Origin of the sequence: Methylophilus sp. 5 (assembly GCF_000515275.1) — a bacterium.
Lineage (GTDB): Bacteria > Pseudomonadota > Gammaproteobacteria > Burkholderiales > Methylophilaceae > Methylophilus.
Genome location: NZ_KI911560.1, coordinates 599,941 through 623,250 on the forward strand (window position 1 = coordinate 599,941; position 23,310 = coordinate 623,250).

Annotated in this window: 21 protein-coding genes; 10 read left to right on the forward strand and 11 right to left on the reverse strand. The window is 50.6% G+C overall.

All coding sequences use genetic code 11. From position 1 onward, the window contains the following. Positions 1–20: 20 nt before the first annotated feature. From METH5_RS0102695 to METH5_RS0102725, 7 genes are all read right to left on the reverse strand, one after another. Positions 21–1,832: an extracellular solute-binding protein gene (locus METH5_RS0102695; protein ID WP_232410913.1), complete on the reverse strand. Its 1,812-nt coding sequence runs from the start codon at positions 1,830–1,832 to the stop codon at positions 21–23. A gap of 61 nt (positions 1,833–1,893) precedes the next feature. Beyond that, the gene (locus METH5_RS0102700) at positions 1,894–3,495 is read right to left on the reverse strand and encodes an ABC transporter ATP-binding protein (protein WP_029147055.1); all 1,602 of its coding nucleotides are present in this window, start codon (positions 3,493–3,495) and stop codon (positions 1,894–1,896) included. Further along, entirely contained in the window at positions 3,492–4,556 is a 1,065-nt protein-coding gene (locus METH5_RS0102705) for an ABC transporter permease (RefSeq protein WP_036308097.1), read from the reverse strand. Before METH5_RS0102705 ends, METH5_RS0102700 begins: the two co-directional genes overlap by 4 nt. A gap of 13 nt (positions 4,557–4,569) precedes the next feature. Beyond that, on the reverse strand, positions 4,570–5,631 hold the full coding sequence (locus METH5_RS0102710; RefSeq protein ID WP_029147057.1) for a microcin C ABC transporter permease YejB: 1,062 nt from the start codon (positions 5,629–5,631) through the stop codon (positions 4,570–4,572). A 216-nt stretch (positions 5,632–5,847) separates the two neighbouring features. Continuing rightward, complete coding sequence (locus tag METH5_RS0102715) at positions 5,848–6,381, reverse strand: cytochrome b (RefSeq protein ID WP_029147058.1); 534 nt, start codon at positions 6,379–6,381, stop codon at positions 5,848–5,850. A gap of 8 nt (positions 6,382–6,389) precedes the next feature. Next, positions 6,390–7,718 carry an LLM class flavin-dependent oxidoreductase gene (locus tag METH5_RS0102720; RefSeq protein ID WP_029147059.1) on the reverse strand — a complete coding sequence of 443 codons (1,329 nt, stop codon included), beginning with the start codon at positions 7,716–7,718 and terminating at the stop codon, positions 6,390–6,392. Positions 7,719–7,784: 66 nt separating this feature from the next. After that, the gene (locus tag METH5_RS0102725) at positions 7,785–8,489 is read right to left on the reverse strand and encodes a class II aldolase/adducin family protein (RefSeq protein WP_029147060.1); all 705 of its coding nucleotides are present in this window, start codon (positions 8,487–8,489) and stop codon (positions 7,785–7,787) included. Between the two features lie 576 nt (positions 8,490–9,065). Here METH5_RS0102725 and METH5_RS0102740 point away from each other — a divergent pair. The 9 genes from METH5_RS0102740 to METH5_RS0102780 all read left to right on the forward strand — a co-directional run bounded on the left by METH5_RS0102740 (position 9,066) and on the right by METH5_RS0102780 (position 19,924). After that, on the forward strand, positions 9,066–11,504 hold the full coding sequence (locus tag METH5_RS0102740) for a TonB-dependent receptor (protein WP_029147061.1): 2,439 nt from the start codon (positions 9,066–9,068) through the stop codon (positions 11,502–11,504). Between the two features lie 83 nt (positions 11,505–11,587). Continuing rightward, positions 11,588–13,429, forward strand: a complete 1,842-nt coding sequence (locus METH5_RS0102745; RefSeq protein ID WP_036307538.1) for an ABC transporter ATP-binding protein — start codon at positions 11,588–11,590, stop codon at positions 13,427–13,429. Beyond that, the gene (locus METH5_RS0102750) at positions 13,422–15,263 is read left to right on the forward strand and encodes an ABC transporter ATP-binding protein (RefSeq protein WP_029147063.1); all 1,842 of its coding nucleotides are present in this window, start codon (positions 13,422–13,424) and stop codon (positions 15,261–15,263) included. The genes METH5_RS0102745 and METH5_RS0102750 overlap by 8 nt, the downstream gene beginning before the upstream one ends. A gap of 174 nt (positions 15,264–15,437) precedes the next feature. Further along, positions 15,438–16,466, forward strand: coding sequence for an ABC transporter substrate-binding protein (locus tag METH5_RS0102755; protein WP_029147064.1), 1,029 nt, complete (start codon positions 15,438–15,440; stop codon positions 16,464–16,466). 76 nt (positions 16,467–16,542) lie between these two features. After that, on the forward strand, positions 16,543–17,178 hold the full coding sequence (locus tag METH5_RS0102760; protein WP_029147065.1) for a trans-aconitate 2-methyltransferase: 636 nt from the start codon (positions 16,543–16,545) through the stop codon (positions 17,176–17,178). Between the two features lie 67 nt (positions 17,179–17,245). Then, positions 17,246–17,884, forward strand: coding sequence for a peroxiredoxin (locus METH5_RS0102765; protein WP_029147066.1), 639 nt, complete (start codon positions 17,246–17,248; stop codon positions 17,882–17,884). Between the two features lie 92 nt (positions 17,885–17,976). After that, the gene (locus tag METH5_RS0102770) at positions 17,977–18,678 is read left to right on the forward strand and encodes an alpha/beta family hydrolase (RefSeq protein ID WP_232410914.1); all 702 of its coding nucleotides are present in this window, start codon (positions 17,977–17,979) and stop codon (positions 18,676–18,678) included. A gap of 113 nt (positions 18,679–18,791) precedes the next feature. Further along, entirely contained in the window at positions 18,792–19,316 is a 525-nt protein-coding gene (locus tag METH5_RS0102775) for a hypothetical protein (protein ID WP_157381497.1), read from the forward strand. 179 nt (positions 19,317–19,495) lie between these two features. Then, positions 19,496–19,924 (forward strand): N-acetyltransferase, encoded by a 429-nt coding sequence (locus METH5_RS0102780; protein WP_036307542.1) that lies wholly within the window; start codon positions 19,496–19,498, stop codon positions 19,922–19,924. 24 nt (positions 19,925–19,948) lie between these two features. Here the strand turns inward: METH5_RS0102780 and METH5_RS0102785 are convergent, their stop codons facing one another. Then, on the reverse strand, positions 19,949–20,668 hold the full coding sequence (locus tag METH5_RS0102785) for a siderophore-interacting protein (RefSeq protein ID WP_232410915.1): 720 nt from the start codon (positions 20,666–20,668) through the stop codon (positions 19,949–19,951). Between the two features lie 41 nt (positions 20,669–20,709). On the opposite strand from METH5_RS0102785, the gene METH5_RS0102790 reads away from it, so the two are divergent. Then, positions 20,710–21,174 (forward strand): MarR family winged helix-turn-helix transcriptional regulator, encoded by a 465-nt coding sequence (locus METH5_RS0102790; RefSeq protein WP_232410916.1) that lies wholly within the window; start codon positions 20,710–20,712, stop codon positions 21,172–21,174. 94 nt (positions 21,175–21,268) lie between these two features. On the opposite strand, the gene METH5_RS0102795 is transcribed toward METH5_RS0102790, so the two are convergent. The 3 genes from METH5_RS0102795 to METH5_RS0102805 are packed head-to-tail and all read right to left on the reverse strand — an operon-like array spanning position 21,269 to position 23,180. After that, entirely contained in the window at positions 21,269–21,478 is a 210-nt protein-coding gene (locus METH5_RS0102795) for a dodecin (RefSeq protein WP_029147072.1), read from the reverse strand. Between the two features lie 47 nt (positions 21,479–21,525). Then, complete coding sequence (locus tag METH5_RS0102800; protein ID WP_029147073.1) at positions 21,526–22,029, reverse strand: hypothetical protein; 504 nt, start codon at positions 22,027–22,029, stop codon at positions 21,526–21,528. A gap of 56 nt (positions 22,030–22,085) precedes the next feature. Beyond that, positions 22,086–23,180, reverse strand: coding sequence for an ABC transporter substrate-binding protein (locus METH5_RS0102805; RefSeq protein WP_029147074.1), 1,095 nt, complete (start codon positions 23,178–23,180; stop codon positions 22,086–22,088). Positions 23,181–23,310 lie beyond the last annotated feature (130 nt).

The following is a 23,310-nucleotide window of genomic DNA, read 5'->3' on the forward strand; positions in this document are numbered from 1 at the left end:
TACTTTTATTTTTGCGGCGTTTACTTTTTGGCTGCATCGCTATCCCACCAATAGGCCAGTGCCCACTCTTGCGCGCCGTAATATTTGGGCAGCACTTCAGGCCGCTGCAACCGGTGGTGATAGATAAGATAATGCTTGGTGAGATAGCGCCACGGAATCACGTAATGGCTGTGTATTAACACGCGATCAAGTGCATGCGCGGCCACCTCCAGTGCGTGCTGGCTGTCTGCATTCAGTAGTTTCTGGATCAGCGCATCCACCACGGCTGACTTCACGCCAATCAGATTCTCAGCACCTGGTTTATCTGCATCCTGGCTATTAAAATTGCGCCAAAGCTCGGCGCCAGGCATCCTGCCCTCGCGTAACGCAATCGTCGTATAGTCATAATCAAACTTATTCATCTGGCTACGTGCCGTAGCGGCATCAGAAACGCGCTTGACGACAATCATCCCCAGCTTTGTCATGTTCAGGCATACCGGATCCATATAAGGTGTCTGGCCGCGGTTAGCAAACGTAACCTCGATGACAAAAGGCTCACCTTTAGCGTTACGCAACACACCATCGCGATTATGCCAACCTGCTTGCCCAAGCAGCGCCAATGCCTTGGTCAGACTTTGGCGCACGCTGCCAGGCGGGGTGGTATTCGGTTGTTGCAGCATAGGGCCAAATACCTCGGCCGGTAACTGCTGTCGATAAGGTTCCAGAATCGCCAGTTCTTCGGCACTTGGTACACCTGTTGCCGCCAACGGGCTGTAGGCAAAGTAGCTATTCACACGTTTGAACTCGTTATCAAAGATTTTCTGGTTCATAAACTCAAAATCCATGGCGTAATTCAAGGCCTGACGCACGCGAGCATCCTTAAATTTTTCGCGACGCAAATTCACAATCCAACCGTTCATGGCCACCGGGTTTTGGTGCGGCACGAGCGCTTTCACCAGCTCGCCTTGGTCAAAACGCTTGCCGATATACTGGCAGCACCAATAGCGCATTTTGTTTTCACTCAAAAAATCAAAGTCTCCGGCGCGCAAGGCTGCCACCATAGTGTCGGTATCTTTATAAATGCGGTACACCACACGCTCAAAGTTATAGGTGCCGCGCCGGGCCGGGATATTGGCACCCCAGTAGTTTGGGTTTCTACGATAAGTCACCGCCTGGCCGCTGACGGCGCGCTCAATCACATAAGGGCCGGAGGTAATAGGCGCCTCAAGCCCGATTTTATTAAAAGGCACGCGGCTGCCATCCGGCTGCAAGCCCCACTTGGGTGAAAACACTGGCAGGCTGCCCGCCACAAACGACAAATCGCGGCCCTTGCGTTTAAACTCAAAAAGCACGGTGTGTGCATCAATCATGGTGACCGCTTTAATCTCTGCAAAATAAGCCTTAAAACGCGGGTTCCCGCTTGGACTTGTCAGCGTCTCAAACGAATACTTAACCTCTTTGGCTGTGAGCGGATCACCATTGGAAAATTTCGCCAGCGGATTAATGTGAAACGTCACCGCGCTAAAGTCAGGCGCCAGCTTGATATCATCGGCCAGCAAACCATACTGGGTATTGATTTCATCCAGGCTATACACGGTGAGCGTTTCAAACATCTGCTCAATCAGGCCAGGCGCCGGTTTGCCTTTGAGGCTAAACGGGTTCAATTTATCAAAGCCGCTGTTTTGGCTAATGACCGCAAACCGAATCTGCCCGCGCTTGGGTGCATTCGGGTTGGCATAGTCAAAATGTTTAAAATCAGCCGGATATTTGGGCTCGCCAAACTGGGCCACGGCATGCGCCGACAAAGCACTATCCATAGGCAGCAAGACACCCGTCACGAAAGACAGCACCATGAGCAAGGCCCAAGGCAAGAGGGGAAGATTGAATCGAATAGACATAAGGTTGTAATCTTGATTAGAGCGAGGCTTGCACCAGTGATTGCGTATAAGGATGTTGTGGCGCTTGTATGATCTGCTCAGTCTCGCCAGACTCGATAATTTCGCCATCTTTGAGTACGTACACACGGTGTGCCAATGCCTGAATCACGGTCAGGTCATGGCTAATCAGCAGATAACTCAGGCCAAACTTTTTCTGCAAACTGACCAGCAGTTCGAGCACCTGTTTCTGGATAGACACATCCAGCGCAGAGGTAGGCTCATCGAGAATAACCACCTTGGGTGACAGCACAAACGCCCGCGCAATGGCAATACGTTGCCGCTGGCCGCCAGAAAATTCATGTGGGTAAGAATCCAGCACTTGTGCACTCAAGCCGACCTCAGACAACACCTGCACAATACGTGTATAGCGCTCTTCAGCGGTCAACGCAGGGAAATGCAACGCCAAGCCTTCGCCGACAATCTGGCGTATGGTTTGCCGCGGCGATAACGATCCAAACGGGTCCTGAAAAACCACTTGTAACCTGGCCCGCATTTCACGCTGCAAGCGCTTGCTTAGTTGATACAGCGGTGCGCCATCGACTTCTATACTGCCCGACTTAACTTTGATCAAATTAAGCACGGCCTGCGCCAAAGTAGATTTACCCGACCCTGACTCGCCAACAATGCCCACGGTTTCGCCTTCACGCAAGGTGACATCTGCGCCATGCAAGGCGGTAAAGCTGTGAGACTGAAACAGGCCACGCCAACCTTTGCGTGGCAATGGATACTCCACGCGCAGCTTGCGCGCCTCAAGCAACGTTTTGGCCTCGGCAGCCACTGGCAGTACATTGCGCTCGGGAATACTGTTAATGAGCTTGATGGTATAAGGGTGCCGGGGTTGCGCAAACAGGGTTTGCGTATCGGCGGTTTCTACTAGGCGGCCACGTTCCATCACCGCCACTCTATGGGCAAATTTGCGTACCAGATTGAGGTCGTGCGTAATGAGCAAAATCGCCATGCCCTGCTCGCCATTATCACGTACATCTGCCTCCTGAATCTCAATCAACAGCTTGACGATGCGGGCACGGATCGTCATATCCAGCGCGGTGGTTGGTTCGTCGGCAATGAGCAGCTTGGGTTTGCACGACAATGCCATGGCAATCATGGCGCGTTGCCGCTGCCCCCCTGACAGTTGGTGCGGATAACTATTGATGTTTTTTTCTGGCTGGCGGATGCCTGTGCGCGTGAGCAAGGCCAGCGTTTTTTGAGTCGCCTCAGCACGTGACAACGCCTGGTGGGTGATGATGGTTTCCACAATCTGCTCACCAATGGTGAATAAGGGGTTGAGCGCTGTCATCGGCTCCTGAAAAATCATGGCAATGTCGGCACCGCGCACACGCTGAATATCGCGGGCAGATTTTTGCAGTAAATCATCGCCGTTAAACACGATTTTGCCACTGAGCTGCGCCGCCTCTACCAGTTTTAAAATGGACAGCGCCGTCACTGTTTTGCCAGAACCAGACTCCCCTACCAGCGCTAGCCGCTCACCGCTATGTATGGCCAGGTTAAGTTGTTCAACCACGGTCTTTTGGTCAAAACGCGCGCTAAAATTTTCAATGGATAATAAGGCTTGTGTCATGACAGTGTGCCGCCTTGTCTGGCGTCAGAAATACGGGTATCCAGCGCATTACGCAAGGCCTCGCCGGTAAAAGTCAGTAGTAGCAATGTGAGCACTAACACACTAAAAGAAGAGAGCGCGATCCACCAGGCGTCGAGATTTTCTTTGCCTTGCAGCAGCAACTGCCCCAGGCTGGGTGCAGGTGCAGTCACGCCTAAGCCGAGAAAGTCGAGACTGGCCAACGCCATAATGGCCGCACTCATGCGAAATGGTAAAAAGGTAATCACCGGCGTCAGGCTGTTAGGCAAAATATGGCGCCAGATAATTTGCGTATTGGATAAACCCAGCGCCCTGGCAGATTTCACATACTCCAACTGCCGATTGCGTAAAAACTCTGCACGCACATAGTCTGACAGGTTGATCCAGCCAAACAGAGACAACAGGCCAAACAGCAGCAACAGGCTGTGATCAAAAATCGAGGCAAAAATAATCAGCAGATACAGTTCTGGCATGGAGCCCCAGATATCAATCAGCCGCTGCATCACCAAATCGGTCTTGCCCGCAAAATACCCCTGCACCGCCCCGAAAAAGATGCCTAATATCACACCAACCGCGGTTAAGCCGAGGGCAAACGTCACCGACACTCGAAAACCATAAAGCAGCCTGGCCAAAATGTCATACCCTGCGATGTCAGTGCCCAGCAAATTTTCATCATCTGGTTTGCCCGGATAATGTTCGGCTTTGGAAAAATAGTTGAGCGTGTCGTAGTAATAAGGGTTGAGCGGATAAATGGCAAAATTATCCGCTTTGCTCAGTTGCGCTTTAATAAACGGGTCATGGTAATCGGCCTGGATAGGCAAGTTGCCGCCGAAGACTGACTCCGGGTAATCTTTAAGCAACGGAAAATACCATTGCTGTGCGTAACGCACCACCAGCGGCCGGTCGTTTGAAATCACCTCACCCGCCAGGCTCAGCACATAGAGCACCACAAACACAATCAGGCTCCAGTAGCCCAGGCGGTTGCGCTTGAAGCGCTGCCAGTTACGGCGGGCAGGCGAGAGATGGGGAATAACTTGACTCATGATGACTCCGGCCTTACCAGTCTTGACCATCAAACTTGATGCGGGGGTCTACCAGCACATAGGCAAAATCGCCCAGCAACTTGATAAACAACCCAACCAAGGTAAACAAATACAGCGCACCCAACACCACCGGGTAATCACGGCTATTAATAGATTCGTACGACAGCAGGCCCAGACCATCTAGTGAAAACAGGGTCTCAATCAATAGGCTGCCGGTAAAAAAGGCCATGATAAAAGTCGCCGGAAAACCGGTAATCAAGGGCAATAACGCATTACGGAATACGTGCTTCCACAGCACTTGTCGCTCGGATAAGCCTTTGGCGCGTGCCGTGAGCACATATTGGCGACGGATTTCTTCAAGAAAGGTATTTTTGGTCAGCAAGGTTTTAAATGCAAACGTGCTCACCACAGAGGCGGTCACCGGCAGCGTGATATGCCACAAGTAATCAGTCACCTTGGCAAACGGGCTTAGCTCCGCCCAATTGTCAGCACTGAGTCCGCGCAATGGGAACACATCCCAAAATGAACCGCCGCCAAATAACACAATCAGCAATACGCCCAACACAAAGCCAGGAATCGCATAACCGAACAGCACCAGAAAACTGGTCACAAAGTCAAAACTGCTGCCTGCGCGCACTGCTTTGGCTACCCCCAGCGGCACGGCGATCAAATAAGTTAAGGTAAATGTCCAGATACCTAACGCCACCGATACGCCCAATTTATCTTTAATCAGTGACCAGACGCTCTGGTTACGAAAATAACTGTCACCCAGATCAAACTTCGCATAGTTACCCAGCATTTGCCAGTAACGCTCCAGCACCGGCTTATCAAAACCATACAGTGCCGTGAGCTGCTCAACTTGCTGTGTATCTATGCCTTGCCTGCCGCTGTAACTCCAGCCACCAGTACTCGCAGAGCCATCGGCACCCGAGCGCGCATCCTGCGCATCCATTTGGGCAATCGCACTATCGACCGGACCACCGGGCACAAATTGGGTCACTAGAAAAGTGAGTGTCATCACCCCAATCAAGGTGGGGATCATCATCAGCAAGCGTTTTAACAGGTAATGCCACATATTATTTTAAGCGTTCAAAATGGATGATTGCATCGTATTGGTGTTGTATTGCAGTTTCCGTACCAACTATTATGGCGGCCAAAAAAACACACTTAGTCATTTAAAATCAAAAAGTTAAAAACAACCCATTTAAAAATACTGACGCAGTGCAGCCAAGCATGTGATGCGCTGCCAACAGCTAAGCGCGGGCAGCTGTTGCAGCAAACACATTGAACATTAAGAGGTAAACCAGATGCGACGGATCAAACCATCTTTTTGCACAAACTGATGCCAGGCAATCGCAGCCAGGTGCAGACTAAGCAACCCGGCTAACACATAGGCAGTGACGCCATGCCACCCCATGATCTGGTGCGCCAAGTCTTTATCCACCGCAAACAGTGGTTCCCAGTGAAACACAAACAAATTAAAGCCGTGATTGAATGCGCTCGCCAATAACCCCGCTGCTGGCACCACCAAAATCAGCGCATAAATAAAAACATGCGCGTAATGCGCCAACTGCACTTGCCAGCGGCTGCCCGGCACATGGTCCGGCACCGCATGACTCAGCCGCCAGTAAACTCTGAACAACACCAGCGCAAACACGATTAACCCGAATGATTTGTGAGCGTTGTAGATCGGTTTACGCAACGGTGTTTTCGGCAAGTCTGGCATCAAAAAGCCAACCACCAACAGGCTGATAATCAATAGTGCTAACAGCCAGTGCAGCACAATCGCGGTGTTGTTATAACGCCTGGGAATCAAGGTTTTCATCACACGCCTTATTTTGTTTGCGGGTTCACCGGGCGGTTTAAACCCAAGTTTTCACGATATGTTTTGCCTTCGTACTCTTTGCGAAAAATACCGCGGCGTTGCAACTCTGGTACCACCAGGCGCGTAAAGTCTTCCAGGCCTTTAATCGAGTAAGGCGGCACAACATTAAAGCCATCGGCCCCTTTTTCGACAAACCATTGCTCTATGGTGTCAGCCACAGTTTTCACCGAGCCGATGGCTTGCAAATGACCGCGCGCCACACGAAACTTAAGCACTAACTGTCGAATAGTCAGGTTCTCACGCCGCGCCAATTCAAGCTGCTGCAAAAAACGGCCACGGCCATTTTCACCCGGGTCATACGGCAAGTCTGGCAATGGACCATCGAGTGGATATTTTGATAAATCCTGGCCACCGAATTCGAGGTCGGAGAAATCAACCAATGCCTGCAACTCGCCATATTTGTCTTGTGCTTCCTGGTCAGTGTCGGCCACCACCACATTCAACCCAGGCGTGATTTTGAGCTGGTCTTCAGCGCGGCCATATTTTGCCATGCGTGATTTCACATCGGCATAATAGGCTTTAGCCACCTCTAGTGAAGTCGCAGAGCTATAGGTCATCTCGGCTTCACGCGCGGCAAATTCGCGGCCGGTGTCAGAGTTCCCTGCTTGCACAAACACCGGGTAGCCTTGAATCGGCCGTGGAAAATCCAGCAAGCCTTCTGACTTAAAGTACTGGCCGTTAAAATTGACCGGATGGCCGGAGGCCGGATCATAAAACTGACCGCTCTGGCGGTTGGGGTGATCAAACGCATCGTCATCCCAGCTATCCCACAAGGCTTTGGTTAGTTGGATAAACTCACTGGCGCGCTCATAACGCTCTTCATGCGTAATGGGTGCTGCTATGCCAAAGTTTTTAGCCGTGACGGGGTTGAGTGATGACACCACGTTCCAGCCCGCGCGTCCACCGCTCAGGTGATCAAGTGAAGTGAACTGGCGGGCGACATTGTAGGGGTCAGAAAAGTTAGTATTCACTGTCGCGACCAAACCGATATTTTTGGTGTGCGCCGCAATCGCTGACAACAAAGTAAATGGCTCAAAGTGAAAGTTATTTGGGGTTTTGGTGGCCTGCTGGTCTATCACCCCCGAGCGCCCGATAAAGTCAGCCACAAAAAAAGTATCAAACTTGGCGGCCTCAGCAATCTGGGCAGCGCGTATCCACCACTGTAAATCCGGGCGACCATTTTCAGTCCAGGTCGGATGCAACCATCCGGCCGGGTGGTGCCCATAACGCAGTAAAAATACATTTAAAATCAGTTGTCTGTTTTTGTGTTGACTCACGATTGTGCACTCTCAATAAAAAGTCGGGCACAAGCTGACCTTGCCCCGACTCACAGATGAATAAAGTTACGCCGCTTTTTGCTTAAGCAGGTCGGCAATAAATCGACCTGAGTACTGTCTGGCTTTTTCTACCAGGCCGGTGCGTTTCCATTGCACATCGAGTGCACCTGGCGTGTATTCTTTGGCACCACCGACTTGCTCAGCCAATGATTGGAAGCGTGCGGCTTCTTCTATCAGCAACACCAATTGCGAGGTGCCGATAATGCCTTTACCCCAAATATTGGCGCCGCCGTTAGACTCCAGCAAAGCTGGCGGTGGTGCCAACTCAGGATGGTTATCCAGACGCTCTGAAATAATCGACAATACGCTACGGGTACGGTCCAAATGGTTAGGAATTTCACGTGCCAGTAAGTAACGCTGGGCAGCCACATACAAAATCGGGAAGTTGATTTGCGCCAGTGACCACGCGGCCAGATAAGGCGTATGCGCGTGAATCACGGTGTCTGCATCAATACGGGATTCGTGCAGGATGTGATCTTTCTTTTCAGAGAACGTATCAACACTCACCACCGGGTCACGTGAACGCTCCCATGGCCATGGAAAACGGATATTCAGCAACTTATCCTGGCCCGGAATTTTGTGTGTGATGTGGTAAGTCCAGGTGGCCGACAAAGTGCCGGTTTCTTTCAGAAAGCCAAAGGAATGCAAGGCATCCGCTTTGGCCTGCTCTACGTATTTGATCAAATCTGCGTCAGTGACGATATCGCTCATGGTTAAGTCTCCGATTAATGGGTTGTGCAGCTTGCATCGCTGCAAACAACATGCCAACGCAGCGCGCACGTCGGGCACTCATATCGTATGTATTTGATTTTTATACTATATGACGGGCCTACAAACTGCCCGGGCAAAGTCTGCGAGCAGTCTCGCGATCAACATCCAGCTGTTTACATTGCAACAGGCCATGCCCGCGTTGTTGCTGACGCAACAACTATTCGGACTGCATCACAAGCGCTTTGATCGCAGCCAATAGCAAACGCGCAGCACATTTTGTTAATTAGCAAATCGCTGCTTTTATCAGCAGGGTTAGTATCAACTGGCCATCACAACTGCATCATCAAAAAGACCGCTTACATTGTCTAAAAGTGTTTTGTCAGCAACATTAGCCACCCCAATTGCTGGCGTGGAATGTTGCTGACAAAACAATTCACAGCTTCAAACAAACACACCAAAAAAATTATTTCTTATTTAAAATCATTTAGTTACAATAAATTTAATTGGCTGGCATGATTCCTGCGCTTGAGACAGCAACACTTCGTTAAGTGCTTTATCTCAACCCAAGGGAACATTATGAAAAGAATTAGAGACACGATCGGCGCGCAACAGCCGAGCAATTTATGGAAACAACGCACCGTCAAAGCGGCCGTGTTGAGCGCGTTTGCCGGTTCATTGGCGCTGAACCCAGCCTGGGCGGCCGAAGCAGAAAAAGTCGTTGAAAGCCAGGAAGCACAAACATCAGAAACCGCCGAAAATAATGACGGCAGCAAAAAAACTGAAGAAACACAGGCACAAGAATCCGCACTGGGCAGCGTGACCGTCACCGCCAACAGACGTAAGGAAAACGCGCAAAAGATTGCTACCCCGATCACTGTGCTCAAAGGCAAAGACCTGCTTGACCAAGGCGTAGGCCGCTCGGCACAAGAAATTTTTAACTATGTGCCAAACGCTACTGCGGTAGGTCAGCAGCATGGTCGCCCTCGCTGGTGGATTCGTGGCATTGGTGCAGGCCAGCAACAGCTTGACCTGGCCAGCCCGATTGGCTTTTACCAGGATGAAGTGTATATCAGCAACGCCTCTGCAACGGGTTTCCCGCTGTTTGACCTGGAGCGCGTAGAGGTACTGCGCGGCCCGCAAGGCACCAAGTACGGTAAAAACACGACAGGTGGTGCAGTCAATATCATCTCGCAAAAGCCTTCATTGAAAGAAGGCAAAAATGATGACTACATCAAGGCTGATTACGGCACGTTTAACGACAAGGTGCTGCAAGGTGGCTTTAATGTGCCCCTGATTGAAGACCGTTTAGGCGCACGTATTTCGGTCTACCAGGAAGATATTGATGGCCGCTTTAATAATATTTTTAACGGCACCAAAGATGGTGGCTTGCAAGACGGTGCGATTCGCGGCCAATTATTGGGCAAGATTTCTGACGATGCCGAAGCCTTGTTGAATGTGCATTACCGCAAATACAAAACGGATGGCACCATCCTCAACACCAACAGTTATGCCGCGAATGGCGTATTACGTGGTGGCTATGCACCGAGTACCGGTTATAACGATGTCAGCACCAATGCAGACAACTGGAGCAACACCTCGCAAACCGGTGCCAACCTCAACTTCAAATGGAATGTGGGCAAGTTGGCACTCACCTCCATTACCGGGTTCGAGGGCTATAAAAATGAATCCTTAAGCGATAATGACAACACACCGCTTGAGCTTTCCCGCCAGCATGTAGACAGTGAAACACGCCAGGTATCGCAAGAATTCCGCATCACCTCACCACGCGAAGACCAATGGAACTGGCTGGCTGGCGTACATCTGTTTAGAGAAAATATTGATAGCGCGACACAAACCGGCAAACTGCCAGCCGCCCAGGTCGCAAACGCCAGTACGGCAGGTTCAGGTGCCAGCGTTACCTACAATGACAGCGTTCTCAAACACGAGACAACTAGCTTTTCATTGTTTGGTAACACCACATACAACTGGACAGAAGATTTCGCCACGTCTGCGGGCTTAAGCTGGAGTCGCGAGCGTAAAGAGTATGATTTAAATCGTAGAGGCTCCACTGGTGTTGGTTCATACAGTAGCCTCGGCCGCTGGTGGGAATCATATACAGGTGGATTCGCTCCAGCAGGGACACTCACCTCCGGCACCTTTAGTGTCAGCGACTCAGCCACATGGGATCGCTGGAGTTACGACTTTACACCGGAACTCAAGCTGAGCCCGACAGACCGCGTATTCTTTAAGTATGCGCACGGCATCAAGTCCGGTGGTTTTAACACGGCAGCAACCAACCTGGCGGCGGTGAATCAGGTCAAACCAGAACAATTGGATTCTTACGAGTTGGGCTATAAATCTGAATGGCTGGCAGGTCGTTTGAACTTCAATGCGACGGCGTTCTACTACGACTATCAAGACGTTCAGGTGAACGTAGTAGGTTTTAACGCATTAGCGGGCTCAACCGTCTCCTATTTGCAAAACGTGAACCAAGCCAAAACATACGGCTTGGAACTGGAATTACAAGCGTTGCCAACCAATGACTGGTTTATCAATGGCAGCATCGGTCTGTTGAGCACAAAATATGAAGATGCCGAAATCCTGAATAATGGTGGCAACTTTAACGGCAACCGCCTGGTACGCGCCCCTAACGTCACGGCCAACCTGCTGACAAATTACACATTCCATGTTGATAACGGTGCAAAAGTAGTGGTCGGTGGCGATGCACGCTTCCTGTCCAAACAATATTACTTTGTCACACCGCAAGGGGTTGATTCGAATGGCGTCTACCGCTCTGCACTGGAGCAAGGGGCCTTCACCATTGTGAATGCACGCATCTCATATGTGACACCGGGTAACAAATATACGGTGACCGCCTATGCCAACAACCTGTTTGACAAGCACTACCTGCAACACTCTACCCCTTCATACAGTGCGGCACAGGGCGTTTTTGGCGACAACCTCTATCAAGGTGCGGTGAGAACAGTCGGGGTATCTTTCGCAGCCGCGTTCTAACTATTTGTAGACACCTTTGTCAGCGCCAGGGCACCTTGTGTGTTCTGGCGTTTTTTGATTGACTCACCACAAAGGAGGACTGCTTGAAGTCCTATATTGATATACAAGCGCATGGAGTGCACACACCTTCATCACGCTTTGCTTTTAAGCTCAAACAACCGTTGCTGCGCTGCCTGGCTTTGTATGCTTACATGCCGTGGCAATTCAGCTTCACCGCCCTGCTGTTTATCCTGGTCAACGCAGGCATGGCCTGGCAACTCTGGCTGGTCGGCCAAATTGTGCAGTATATCCACATTGGCGAATTTATCACGCGTAACGCGCAAGGCCTGTTGGATTACTCCAACGCACGGCACTGGCTGACACTGCTGGTTGGCGTCGCGCTGATTCGCGGCATCTTGCAATATATTGGTGGCGTGATGTCGCTGATTATTGGCCAGGAGCTGCTCTACATTTTGCGCGAACGCATTTTGCACCAGGTGCAACGTTTAGACTTGGCCTATCACTGGCAACACGGCATCGGCGAAATTGTGACACGTACCACGCGCGATGCCGACAAGGTACGTGACGCGCTGATCAACTTTTGGCGGCAAGTGTTTGAAGCCAGCATTTGGGTGCTGATCTCGGTGGCTGTACTTAGTATTTATCACCCGCTACTTGGCCTGGGGACGCTCTTACTGGTTGTCGCAGGCATGTGGCTATTTGTCACACATACCAATACGTTGGTCATCCTCGACCGCGAAGTCGGCAATGCTTACGACCAGGTGAATCAGGAGCTCAGCGAAGGCGTGAATGGCATCCGCGTGATTAAAGCCTTTGGGCTGGAATCTCAACGTACCAGACACTTTTCTGGCCTGGTCGATACCTTTATCACGCATGCACATACCGCGCTGGCGTTTGCGGCACAAAGAATTCCTTTACCGCAGGTGGTGATTGGCTTTAGCCAGGTGTGGATTCTGGCGTTTGGCGCTTACCTGGTTAGCCAAGGCACATTAAACATTGGTCAATTGGTGGCCGCATTACTCATCGCCAATGCCCTGGTGTTTCGCGTAGAAGGCATAGGCCGCGTCATGCAGGTATTTGCTGATGCACGTGCCTCCGCTACCCGCATCTGGGAGCTGCTGGACGAAGCGCCGAATATCCTGTCCGGCCCGCACACATTAGCAACCCAGGCACTGGGCTTTCGTTTAAGCAATGTCACCACCCAGGCGCCTAACAGTGACCAGGCCATTTTGCATCATTGCAGCCTGGAGGTCAGCCCGGGCGAAACCGTGGCCATTGTTGGTGCTACCGGCGCCGGCAAAAGCTCATTGGCCGGATTACTACCGCGCCTCTTAGATGCAAAACACGGCAGTGTAGAGGTCGGCTCGGCCTGGGCAGGCTGGCATGACGTGAAAACCTTAGACCTGCAACAACTGCGCAAATCTGTGCATGTGGTGCCGCAAGAAAGCTTTTTGTTTTCTGACACACTGGCCGCAAATCTGCGCCTGGCCAAACCCGATGCAACTGACGAAGAGCTGCTACAGGCACTACACCTCGCCGCCGCCGACGAGGTACTGGAAAAATTAAGCGATGGCCTGCATACCAAAATCGGCGACCGCGGCATTACCTTATCTGGCGGGCAACGCCAGCGCATCAGCCTGGCACGCGCATTTTTATCCGCGCCATCCATTCTGGTGCTAGATGACTCGACCAGCGCGCTGGATGCAATCACCGAGCGCAAGGTGCTGGATAACATCCGCAACCTGCGCCACACCTCAGGTAAAAACACCACCGTGCTCATCATTGCCAGCAAACTCTCGACCATTTTGCTGGCTGACCGCGTCGCCATGCTGGCTGAAGGCCGCATCATCGCCGAAGGCACTCATGAAGACCTGATACAAACACATGTCGCTTACCGCGATTTAGTTGGAGTGCAACATGGCTGAAAACTTAAGACAAGAACGCGCCCTCAATGACATTGAACTTGAGCAGGCGCTGGCAAAAAAAAGCCTGGACCGCAATATGTTCTGGCGCTTACTGCCCCTGCTCCAACAAGTCTCAGGCAAAGTCACGGCGGTGATTTTGCTAGAGATATTGCTGGTCGGCGTTATTTTTATCCGCCCCTGGTTTTTGCGCGAGGTGATTGACCACGGCTTTATCCAGTCGGCACAAGGCATCGTCCTCAATACGCCATTACTGGTATGGATGAGCTTAGGCATGGGCATCAGCTGGATCGTGCGTTTTGGCGTGTCGGGGCTGTCACAGTATTTGTCTGGCAGCGCGGCGGTGCATATTCTCAATAGTTTGCGCGTGCAGGTGTTTGCACACCTGCAACAATTAAGCATGCGCTATTTTGACCAGACCAAGGCCGGGCGCATTATCTCGCGTGCTGACCGTGATATTGATGCACTGGAGCCACTGCTGATTCAAGGCCCGCCTGAGTTGCTGTCAGCATTATTGCGCTTTGTGGTGGCCAGCGTCGCCTTGTGGCTCATTTCGCCCAAACTGCTGCTGGCACTGGCCAGCATCGTGCCGGTGCTGTTTGCCGCCACCTGGTTATTTAAACGTATCTCAGAAAAAAACTGGGCCAAAGTGGCTGAGGCCAGAGCGCGCTTCACCGCGCACCTGGTAGAAACCGTGTCTGGCGTACGCATTATTAAACAAACCGTGATTGAAGCCGATAATGCCCAGCGCTACCGGGCCTTACTGCACGACTTTAATACCACCTTAATCAAGGGCAACCTCAGATCGAGCTGGTTTTTACCACTGACGCAAGTGCTGAGTACCATAGGCATGGCCTTTTTGCTGGCCACCGGCAGTTTAGGCATCGTCGAACATGAAATGACGGTTGGCCAAATCGCACAAAGCCTGTTTTATGTGCAACTGTTTTTAGGCCCGCTGCAAGAGTTGAATGACTTGTTTGAACGTTATTCTACGGGCGCCTCGTCAGCCCAACGGATTTTTTTGTTGCTGGATACCGAGCCGGAAATCACTGACCCCGCCACACCGCAACTGCCGCCAGTGAACGGCCATGTTGCCTTTAATAATGTGCACTTCAAGTACAACGCACATGCGTCTCACTATGTGATTCAAGACCTAAGCCTGGAAATCCCGGCCGGACAAGTGCTGGCGATTGTAGGCCCCACCGGCCATGGCAAAAGCACCATTGTGCAATTGCTGACGCGCTTTTATGAAGTGAATGCGGGCGAGGTGCTGGTCGATGGCGTGAATGTGAAAGACTACACACAAACCAGCTTGCGGCGCAAAGTCGGCCTGGTGTTACAAGACAACGTGCTGTTTAGCGGCACGGTGCTAGAGAACTTGCGCCTGGCCGCACCAGAAGCCAGTGACGCGGCACTGATACATGCCGTCAAAGAATTAGGCGCCGATGAAATTTTGGAGCGCCTGCCACAAGGCTATGCCACCCAAGTAGGACCACTGGGCGCGTTTCTGAGCCATGGTCAGCGACAGTTAGTGTGCATCGTCAGGGCCTACCTGGCCAACCCGGCGATTTTGGTGCTGGACGAAGCGACCTCGGCCGTTGACCTGCAAACAGAGCGAAAAATTCAAGCCGCATTCAGGCGTTTATGCGAAGGTCGCACGGCGATTATTATTGCGCACCGTTTATCGACCATCCGCGATGCCGATGCCATTGCTGTGATTCGTGACGGCCAAGTGGTAGAAAAAGGTTCGCATAGTCAGCTGATCGCGCAAGATGGCCATTATTCGGGCCTATATAAAGCCTACCAGCAAGCCTCTGAGGCGGCCGTGGCCGCTTAATGCTGGCTAGCCAACAGTTAGCTGGGAGCGGATGTTGCACAGGCAACAAAGTGTCCGCTCCCAAGCAACACAAAAACAAGTATCTTATTGATTATTAATAGAATTAACTGCTGGCATGCTTCCTGCAATTGATTGAGTTCCCAAGTTGTATTCACTCACTATCAGGAGACAAGCATGTCCGCAAATAACAAGATTGACAGCATTTGGTATACCCGCTGCCCAGTGCCGACCCCGTTAGGCCTCGCCGCGCGCGAAGGCTGGATCAGTAGCGAATTTGTGCAAGATGGCATCACCATCAACACCCTGCAAGAAACCCAAAACCCAGAGTTGCTGGAGTCACACTACGACCACAGCCTGCCACACTCTTTTCGCCAGGGCGGTAATGTGCCGGCCATTTGGGCCAAGGCCAGAGGCACTGATACAAAAGTGATCGGCCTTAACTGGGTAGACGAAGCACAACTAATTGTCACGCTGCCAAACTCAGGCATTACCAAACCAGAAGATCTCAAAGGCAAACGTATCGCGCTGCCTAAAAATGACATCAGCATCGACCACCAGCGCGCCAGTGCTTTGCGTGGCATTGTCGTGACGCTGGAAGTTGCCGGTTTAACCTCAAAAGATGTTGAGCTGGTCGATATTGCAGTTGAAAAACAAGCGCCGACGATTGGCTGGTCATCAGGCACACGCGTGGCTTATGCCCCTGAATATGAAGCGTTAAAGAATGGTGAAGTCGATGCCATCTACGTCAAAGGCGCGCGCGGCTACGAAAGCGTAGACAAGCATGGTGTCACTATTATTTACGACGTACGTAACCACCCGGACCCAAAAGTCAGAGCTAACAATAGCGCCCCACGCCCGATCACGGTGGATGCGGCCTTGCTGCGTGACCGCCCGGACCTGGTAGTACGTTTTTTAAGCCGTATCGTAGACGTGGCTGAATGGTCTGCCAAACATGAAGCAGAAACCGTGGCCTACATTGCCAAAGAATCTGGCTCGACTGACGAATGGGTACGCAAAGCCTATGGCAACGACGTGCACCTGCACCAAGGCACTAATCTCGATGCAGACTCAATTGCCGCGCTCGAAGGCTACAAAAACTTTTTGCTTGAGTGGGGCTTTCTTAAAGGTGACTTTGATGTCAACGCCTGGATCGACCCGGCACCATTGGCAGAAGTGTTCCGCCTGAAGAAAAAAGCGGCTTAATGTATTAGCGCAGATCAACAGGTATTGCCAGCTGGAAATACCTGTTGCCTTCCCCACACTCAATCTGACATGACACATGATTGCCGAAATCCCCAGCCCTATCGACTTAAAGCAAACCGCCGATGCCGAGGAATGGGCACGCACAGCGCTCGTCAAGCGCTCGGTGCGGACTGAATTTATTGCGATGTTTGCCGACATTGCACGACAACAGGCGCCACAAAAAAACATACGCATCTTAGAGCTAGGCTCTGGTCCTGGTTTCCTGGCCGAGCACCTCTTACACACATTGTCACAGTGCCAATATATCGCGTTGGACTCTTCACCTGCCATGCACGCATTAGCCAAACAACGGCTGAATGTAACGCTAGACTCAACAAATAAACCAATTCGATTTATAGAACGAGACTTTCTTGACCCCAATTGGGTGCAAGGCCTAGGCCAGTTTGACCTTATCGTGACCATGCAAGCGGTGCATGAGTTACGCCATAAATCACGTGCCAGCACCCTGCACAGGCAAGCAAGAAGCCTGCTAAACGACCATGGCAGCTACCTGGTCTGCGATCACCATACCGACACAGGTGGCATGAACAACACCGAACTCTACATGTCCATCCTTGAACAACAATCCGCCCTGACAGGGGCTGGCTTTAACCATATCGAACTGATCTTGGACAAAGCAGGTATGGCACTACACCGTGCCCACTGTCATTAGGACGGCGCGCTGATGCAATACCCGTCCCCACAACCGAACAACCATATGAATCAAAAGGAGTTTTATCATGACACTCAGACTAGGTGACATCGCCCCGGACTTTACGCAACAATCCAGCCAGGGGCCGATTTCTTTTCACGAGTGGCTGGGCGACAGCTGGGCCATTTTGTTCTCACACCCGGCCGACTACACACCGGTGTGCACCACCGAACTCGGCGCCACCGCCAAACTGGCCGCTGAGTTTAAAAAGCGCAATGTGAAAGCGATTGCACTGTCGGTAGACCCGGTCGAATCGCATCATGGCTGGATCCAGGACATCAATGAAACGCAAGCGGCAGATGTGCAGTTTCCAATCATTGCCGACGCCGACCGTAAAGTCTCAGCTTTGTATGACCTGATTCACCCCAATGCCAGCACAACAGCCACCGTGCGCTCAGTGTTTATCATTGACCCGCACAAAAAAATCCGCCTCACGCTCACCTACCCGGCCAGCACGGGGCGTAACTTTAACGAGTTGCTGCGCGTGATTGACTCATTGCAACTGACCGAATACCACAGCGTGGCCACACCAGCCAACTGGGAGGACGGCCAGGATGTGGTTATTTTGCCGTCAATCACCGACCCGGTCGTGCTCGAGAGTAAATTTCCAAAAGGCTATAAAACAGTGAAGCCTTATTTACGCCTCACACCGCAACCTAATAAATAACCGGCAAACTAAAACGGGCTGCAGCGCAGTCCGTTTTGCCAATCACGGCCATTGCCGAAAGCCTGTTCAAAATGCGATTAAAAAAACTATTCATGGCCGCAGCATGCTTGCTCAGCCTGCCATTACAAGCCACGGATGCAGTCACGATCACCACACCGCGCGGTGCACCTATTACTGTGACGGCCAACTTTCCTGAAGGCGCGGGCCCTTTTCCTGCGGTTGTATTGGGGCCAGGCACCGGCACCATGAAACAAAAAATCAATGAGGTCGTAGAGAGTGAGTTATTGAAACACAATATCGCCGTGTTCCGCTTTGAATGGGCGTTTTATGTCAAAGACAAAAACGGCAAGCCTTCTGACACTGACCGCTCAGCAGAAATTGAAGACTTCACCACTGTGCTTGGGTTGGCAAAAGCAGATAAACGTGTCAATCGCAACGCCATTATTGTCGGTGGTAAATCCCGTGGCACAGTCATCGCCTGGCAAGTCTTTCGCACCGACCCAACGCTCAAAGGCATTTTGCAACTGACGCCTGTTTGCAGCAAAGAAGGCTTTACCGCCGACCAACTGTACCCTGAGATTAACAGCGAACCACGCCCCTCTCTGTGGATTGCCGGTGACGCAGACTCCGCCTGCCAGCCGAAAACCTTATATAGCTTTCTTGCTCGTGCTGGCGGTGCTGCCAGAGCAGCGATTGTGATTGGCGACCATGGGTTGGCGACGGAATCGACCAGCCAGTTAACTGCAGAATTGTCGACGGATTTTGTATTGGATGTTCACAAAAACAAACACTAAAAATTCATGACTATTTGCCTAAAAAACAAAACTAGCACATTGATTCCAATGGTTTTTATATATTCCATATACCAACGAACCCAATACGAATCACGTTTTACACCACTTTAAAAATGAAAAAAATAATTTCTGTCATTGCATGTGTTTTTATGCTATCAAGTTGTGCAGCAACACAGACATCAGCTAACTTAAACCCATCACATACTCATATGAATTCCAAACCTAATCCAAGCCAATTTAATGGCACGTGGGTTGGTGAACTGCTAAGTTTGAACGGAGTACAAATAGATCAAGAAGAAATTTACGCAGGGACTAGAAAATTCAAAATTGAGATATTGGATGGCAGAGGGTTGATATATCAATGGAAATCAAATAAATGGCAGAGATTTTGGCAGGACAAATACACAGACTATTTCTTAGTTTATCCCAATGATACCAATGCTGTCGTCTATCAAACAAAGTCAGGAAGAGATGCTAATTGCCTATGGGTCGAAACTTGGACATTCAATATCACCAAGACAGACACTCATACAGCCAATGCTTACTTCAACAGAACCGTGAATAACAGAGAGTGCAAAATTGAAGATGATGGTATATGGAATAAATCGGGGAGTCTGATCCTAAAAAGAATAGATTAATGACTGAAGATTAAACTATTTTATTAACTGAATCTCACATGCTGCCCATTGGAACTTGAGAATGCCTAATTTAAGAATTGTTGTTTTGTTTGGAGGCGTGAGCGAAGAACGCGATGTATCTATCGCAAGTGCGGCACAAGTCATAGCATTGTGGAAACTTATACCCCAGATTGGCGTAAATGATGATTCAAACTCGTGCTTCAACGCCTGAAGAATCCTCTTTAATTTATGACATATATGTCGATGCTATGAAAGCGCACATTGAAAGAATTTGGGGATGGGATGAGGATTGGCAAAAGCATGATTTCGCCAAGTCTTTAACAACAAGCTCGACCAACGTTATTCAATTGAACAGTGCTGTCATTGGCTATTATCAGTTAGAGGAAACAGAGAGTCATGACTACTTGAGGATGTTTATTTTAGATAAGAAACATCGTTCAAAAGGAATTGGTTCTACTGTTTTACGCCGACTGCTAGAGGAAAGCCAAACCAAACATAGCACTTTGAAATTGCGAGTATTTAAGATTAATAGCGAAGCATTACGCTTTTATCAACGCGAAGGCTGGCATATCGTGGCAATAGAAGATGCCTTTTATTTACTAGAATAGTAGACACTCAGCCCCTCAGAATGATTAGATTTTCTCGTGAAAATCAACCGTACCTTGTTTCCAATAAGCAGCCGCTTTCATGCGTTCTTTTGGCTGCCCCTGTTCAAGCAGAATATCCCTCACTTGCAAAGCAAAAGTGTGCTCTCCGGCAACCCAGCTAAAACCTTCGCCTGCTGGCAACTGTAAGGTGCTGACTGTGTCGATCAAGCGCTGATGTGAATCAAACCATTGAACGGTTCTGCCGGCGTATTGAGCAAATGCGCGCTGATCACTTTCGTGCTCAACATGAATCAATGCAATCACATGGGTTGCCAAGGGTAACTCATCCATTCTGCGGGCAAGCGCTGGCAAGCTCGAAGAGTCCGCGACTAGCAAATGCCAGTCAAAACTGTGGGGAATAATCATAGAGCCCTTAGGCCCAGCAATCACAGCCTGATCACCAGGTTTTGCATTTCTAGCCCAATCTGAGGCATCACCCTGCGCATGCAATGCAAACTCTATAGAGAGCTCTTGCTTTGCGTTATTAAAACTCCGCGGCGTATAGTCGCGCCTGATTGTTTCACCGTTGCTATTGGTAAAAATGAATTTGATGTGGTCATCGAACGACAAGCTATTGAATTGCGCCAGCAAAGGGCCGGTAAAAGTCACCGTGACAAACCCCTCGCTAGTTTGCTCAACTTTTAGCACGTCAACAGGTCGTTGTTGCAATTCAAAACGGACTCTTTCAAACAGATGTTCTCTCATGACTATTTCCATCACAATCAATTTAGTTGATAATATCAACCATGATGACAAATAAAGTAGACAATGTCAACCATAATTTAGATGGTAAGCATCAAGTCTTTGAAACGATCCATAGGCTGATGCACACCTTTCGCGCGCGCCAATACCGTTTGATTCAAGACAGCGGCGTCGACCTGACCCATATGCAGCACAAAGTGCTGGGTTACTTTGCGCGGCATCCAGACGCGACGCTGAGTGATTTGGTGGCGGAGTCTGGCAAAGATAAAGCCCAAATTGCGCGACTGATTACAGAAGTGCGCACCAAAGGATTATTAGATGCCAAAGCCGATACCGCAGACAAACGGGTCACGAGACTGAACCTGACGCAAACCGGCAGAGAAATATTTGAACGCCTTAAAATAGCCGAAAGAGCGTTGTCTGACCTGGCGGTACAAGGGCTCAGCGAAGACGAGTGCAAGCTGCTACTCAAATTGTTAGGTGATATAAAAAACAATTTGTCAGAGTGAGCGGCTTGAATGGCGTGATACGCATTTCAAATAGCTGAAAAAACGGCCCGAGGGTCAAGCTCGGGCCATGATCAATACACTACACTGGATATGATTATTCTTCGATTCTAAAACCCACTTTAAGCGTGACTTGAAAGTGTGCCACTTTGCCATCTGCAATATGTCCGCGGGTTTCAACCACCTCAAACCAGTTGAGGTGGTGCAGGGTTTTGGCCGCGCGCTCAACGGCATTTTTAATAGCATCATCACTGCTAATAGGTGAAGAGCCGACCAGTTCAACAACTTTATAAATATGCTCTGACATGGTTTTATCCTTGAGTGGGTTTAAACATTAGTTTGACAGCCATTTGATTATACTGGTTGCCAAACGCGGCCGGGAGGGCTTTGGTGAGGGTTGCCCTCAATGCGGATTAATTTGGCCGGGCCTTCGCGGCGTGGCGAATGAATTTCGTTTTCGTTATAAACGCGCACATGGCCGGGCTTTAATTCGATCGAATCACGCAGCTTCACTGTACCGGGCTTGCCATCTGGCTCAGCGTCATCAACCACGTCCCAACCGTCCATGGTGGTGACGCCTGCCACCTGGCCATAAATCGCCCACGACACACCATGGTCGTGCGGGGGTGCTCTCCTGGCTTCTTTAAAGACGTGGCCCAAAATGGCAAAGCCTAACTCCGCATCTTCATATAACACCCGGCGCTGTGGTTGGGCGTCATCCAGATACTCACTGGCAAACGCTTGATCAGACACGACGTCTTGCAGATAAACGCGTACACGCTCACGCCCGGCCGGGCCTGTGTCGGCCAGCAAAAGGGTACGCACTTGCTGCGCGACCGACTCAATGGTAAAAGCCATGCTTGCTCCTAAAAATAATCGAGGCGCATATCGGCAAGACATGCGCCTGCATCACATTACGCGGCCAGTTTGCCACCCTGTTCGTTAGCCAACAGTTGCTGTAATGCCTGCTCGGCATCGGCCAGCGGTCTGGTGTCTATCCAGGCATCAAAGTCAAAGTCGCGGTCTAAAATACCGTAGGTGAGCAAGAAGTTTTTCTGTTGACGGAATAACTCAATGCGCTCAGCCGATAAATCAGGCGCCAGTGACAGGTGAAAGCCGTTGCGATAAGCCGCAGCCACGCCTTCTGCGGTGCCACCCGTCTCGCTTTGCAGGATTTCATGCACGCCAGCCAGATTGGTTTTTGCCCACTCGGCAGCACGCAAGGTTTGGGTTAAAAAGCGCACCACGTAATCGTAGTGGTTTTCAAGCAGGTAACGATGCACAGTGATCGGACGCGGGGTGCCGTTATTCACGCGAAAGCGTTTTTCCGGCAGGGCATCCAGGTCTATCCCCACCACCAGGCCCTGGTCACGCGCGCCATCTTGCGCGGCAGCGCCTTTGACATAAACAGCATCGACTTTGCCTTCGAGCAAAGCATTAAAGCTCGATTGCCAGCCACCATAACGGCGGCCAGACGGCGTGACTTCGTTTTGACCCACTTCTATCAACTGAATATCATCCAGCGTCAAGCCAACAGAGTCCAGCGCACCTTTGTAGCCATGCAAGCTGCTATGGCGGGTGATGGTGCGGCCGCGCTTGTTTTCAATGACATCTTTCGGGTTATACGCTGGCAACCCCAAGCGCTTGCCTTTAAGGTCTTCCGGGCGGCGGATATTGGCATCCGGACGCACAATAATCGACTGCGACTCTTCAATCCAGGTCAGGCCAATCAAGCGGGTTTCTGCGCCTTGCGCCTTGGCCGGAATCGCAAACAGGTTACCGCCTTCGCGGATCAATGTTTGCAAGCCGTGGTCGTAATGGTGATGTCTGAAGTCTGCGCTGTCATCATCCTGCAAGGCACGCAGGCGCAAATTATCGTTGGCAAACTCTTGTTGCAACCAGCCCAGTTTAAATGCGATGCCGGAAGCGGTGGGTACGCCACCCTGGCCGTTACCGGCACAACGCGTAAACCACAGCGTATTGTCAGGCAATTGTTGTTGATTACTCATGATCTCGTCCTTTAGTGAATTAAGTGTGTGCTCATGCAGTTATTTGCACAAAATATGCCAAATGCAAAGAAACTTAAATATTCAATAAAATTCAACGTGTTAGCGATAACAATCAACACCACTAACCAGA

Excerpts from the sequence above, each read along its gene's own strand:
- METH5_RS0102695 (WP_232410913.1), bottom strand. The coding sequence starts at position 1,832 with ATGGTGCTGTCTTTCGTGACGGGTGTCTTGCTGCCTATGGATAGTGCT.
- METH5_RS0102700 (WP_029147055.1), bottom strand. The coding sequence starts at position 3,495 with ATGACACAAGCCTTATTATCCATTGAAAATTTTAGCGCGCGTTTTGAC.
- METH5_RS0102705 (WP_036308097.1), bottom strand. The coding sequence starts at position 4,556 with ATGAGTCAAGTTATTCCCCATCTCTCGCCTGCCCGCCGTAACTGGCAG.
- METH5_RS0102710 (WP_029147057.1), bottom strand. The coding sequence starts at position 5,631 with ATGTGGCATTACCTGTTAAAACGCTTGCTGATGATGATCCCCACCTTG.
- METH5_RS0102715 (WP_029147058.1), bottom strand. The coding sequence starts at position 6,381 with ATGAAAACCTTGATTCCCAGGCGTTATAACAACACCGCGATTGTGCTG.
- METH5_RS0102725 (WP_029147060.1), bottom strand. The coding sequence starts at position 8,489 with ATGAGCGATATCGTCACTGACGCAGATTTGATCAAATACGTAGAGCAG.
- METH5_RS0102740 (WP_029147061.1), top strand. The coding sequence starts at position 9,066 with ATGAAAAGAATTAGAGACACGATCGGCGCGCAACAGCCGAGCAATTTA.
- METH5_RS0102750 (WP_029147063.1), top strand. The coding sequence starts at position 13,422 with ATGGCTGAAAACTTAAGACAAGAACGCGCCCTCAATGACATTGAACTT.
- METH5_RS0102755 (WP_029147064.1), top strand. The coding sequence starts at position 15,438 with ATGTCCGCAAATAACAAGATTGACAGCATTTGGTATACCCGCTGCCCA.
- METH5_RS0102760 (WP_029147065.1), top strand. The coding sequence starts at position 16,543 with ATGATTGCCGAAATCCCCAGCCCTATCGACTTAAAGCAAACCGCCGAT.
- METH5_RS0102765 (WP_029147066.1), top strand. The coding sequence starts at position 17,246 with ATGACACTCAGACTAGGTGACATCGCCCCGGACTTTACGCAACAATCC.
- METH5_RS0102770 (WP_232410914.1), top strand. The coding sequence starts at position 17,977 with ATGGCCGCAGCATGCTTGCTCAGCCTGCCATTACAAGCCACGGATGCA.
- METH5_RS0102775 (WP_157381497.1), top strand. The coding sequence starts at position 18,792 with ATGAAAAAAATAATTTCTGTCATTGCATGTGTTTTTATGCTATCAAGT.
- METH5_RS0102780 (WP_036307542.1), top strand. The coding sequence starts at position 19,496 with ATGATGATTCAAACTCGTGCTTCAACGCCTGAAGAATCCTCTTTAATT.
- METH5_RS0102785 (WP_232410915.1), bottom strand. The coding sequence starts at position 20,668 with ATGAGAGAACATCTGTTTGAAAGAGTCCGTTTTGAATTGCAACAACGA.
- METH5_RS0102790 (WP_232410916.1), top strand. The coding sequence starts at position 20,710 with ATGATGACAAATAAAGTAGACAATGTCAACCATAATTTAGATGGTAAG.
- METH5_RS0102795 (WP_029147072.1), bottom strand. The coding sequence starts at position 21,478 with ATGTCAGAGCATATTTATAAAGTTGTTGAACTGGTCGGCTCTTCACCT.
- METH5_RS0102800 (WP_029147073.1), bottom strand. The coding sequence starts at position 22,029 with ATGGCTTTTACCATTGAGTCGGTCGCGCAGCAAGTGCGTACCCTTTTG.
- METH5_RS0102805 (WP_029147074.1), bottom strand. The coding sequence starts at position 23,180 with ATGAGTAATCAACAACAATTGCCTGACAATACGCTGTGGTTTACGCGT.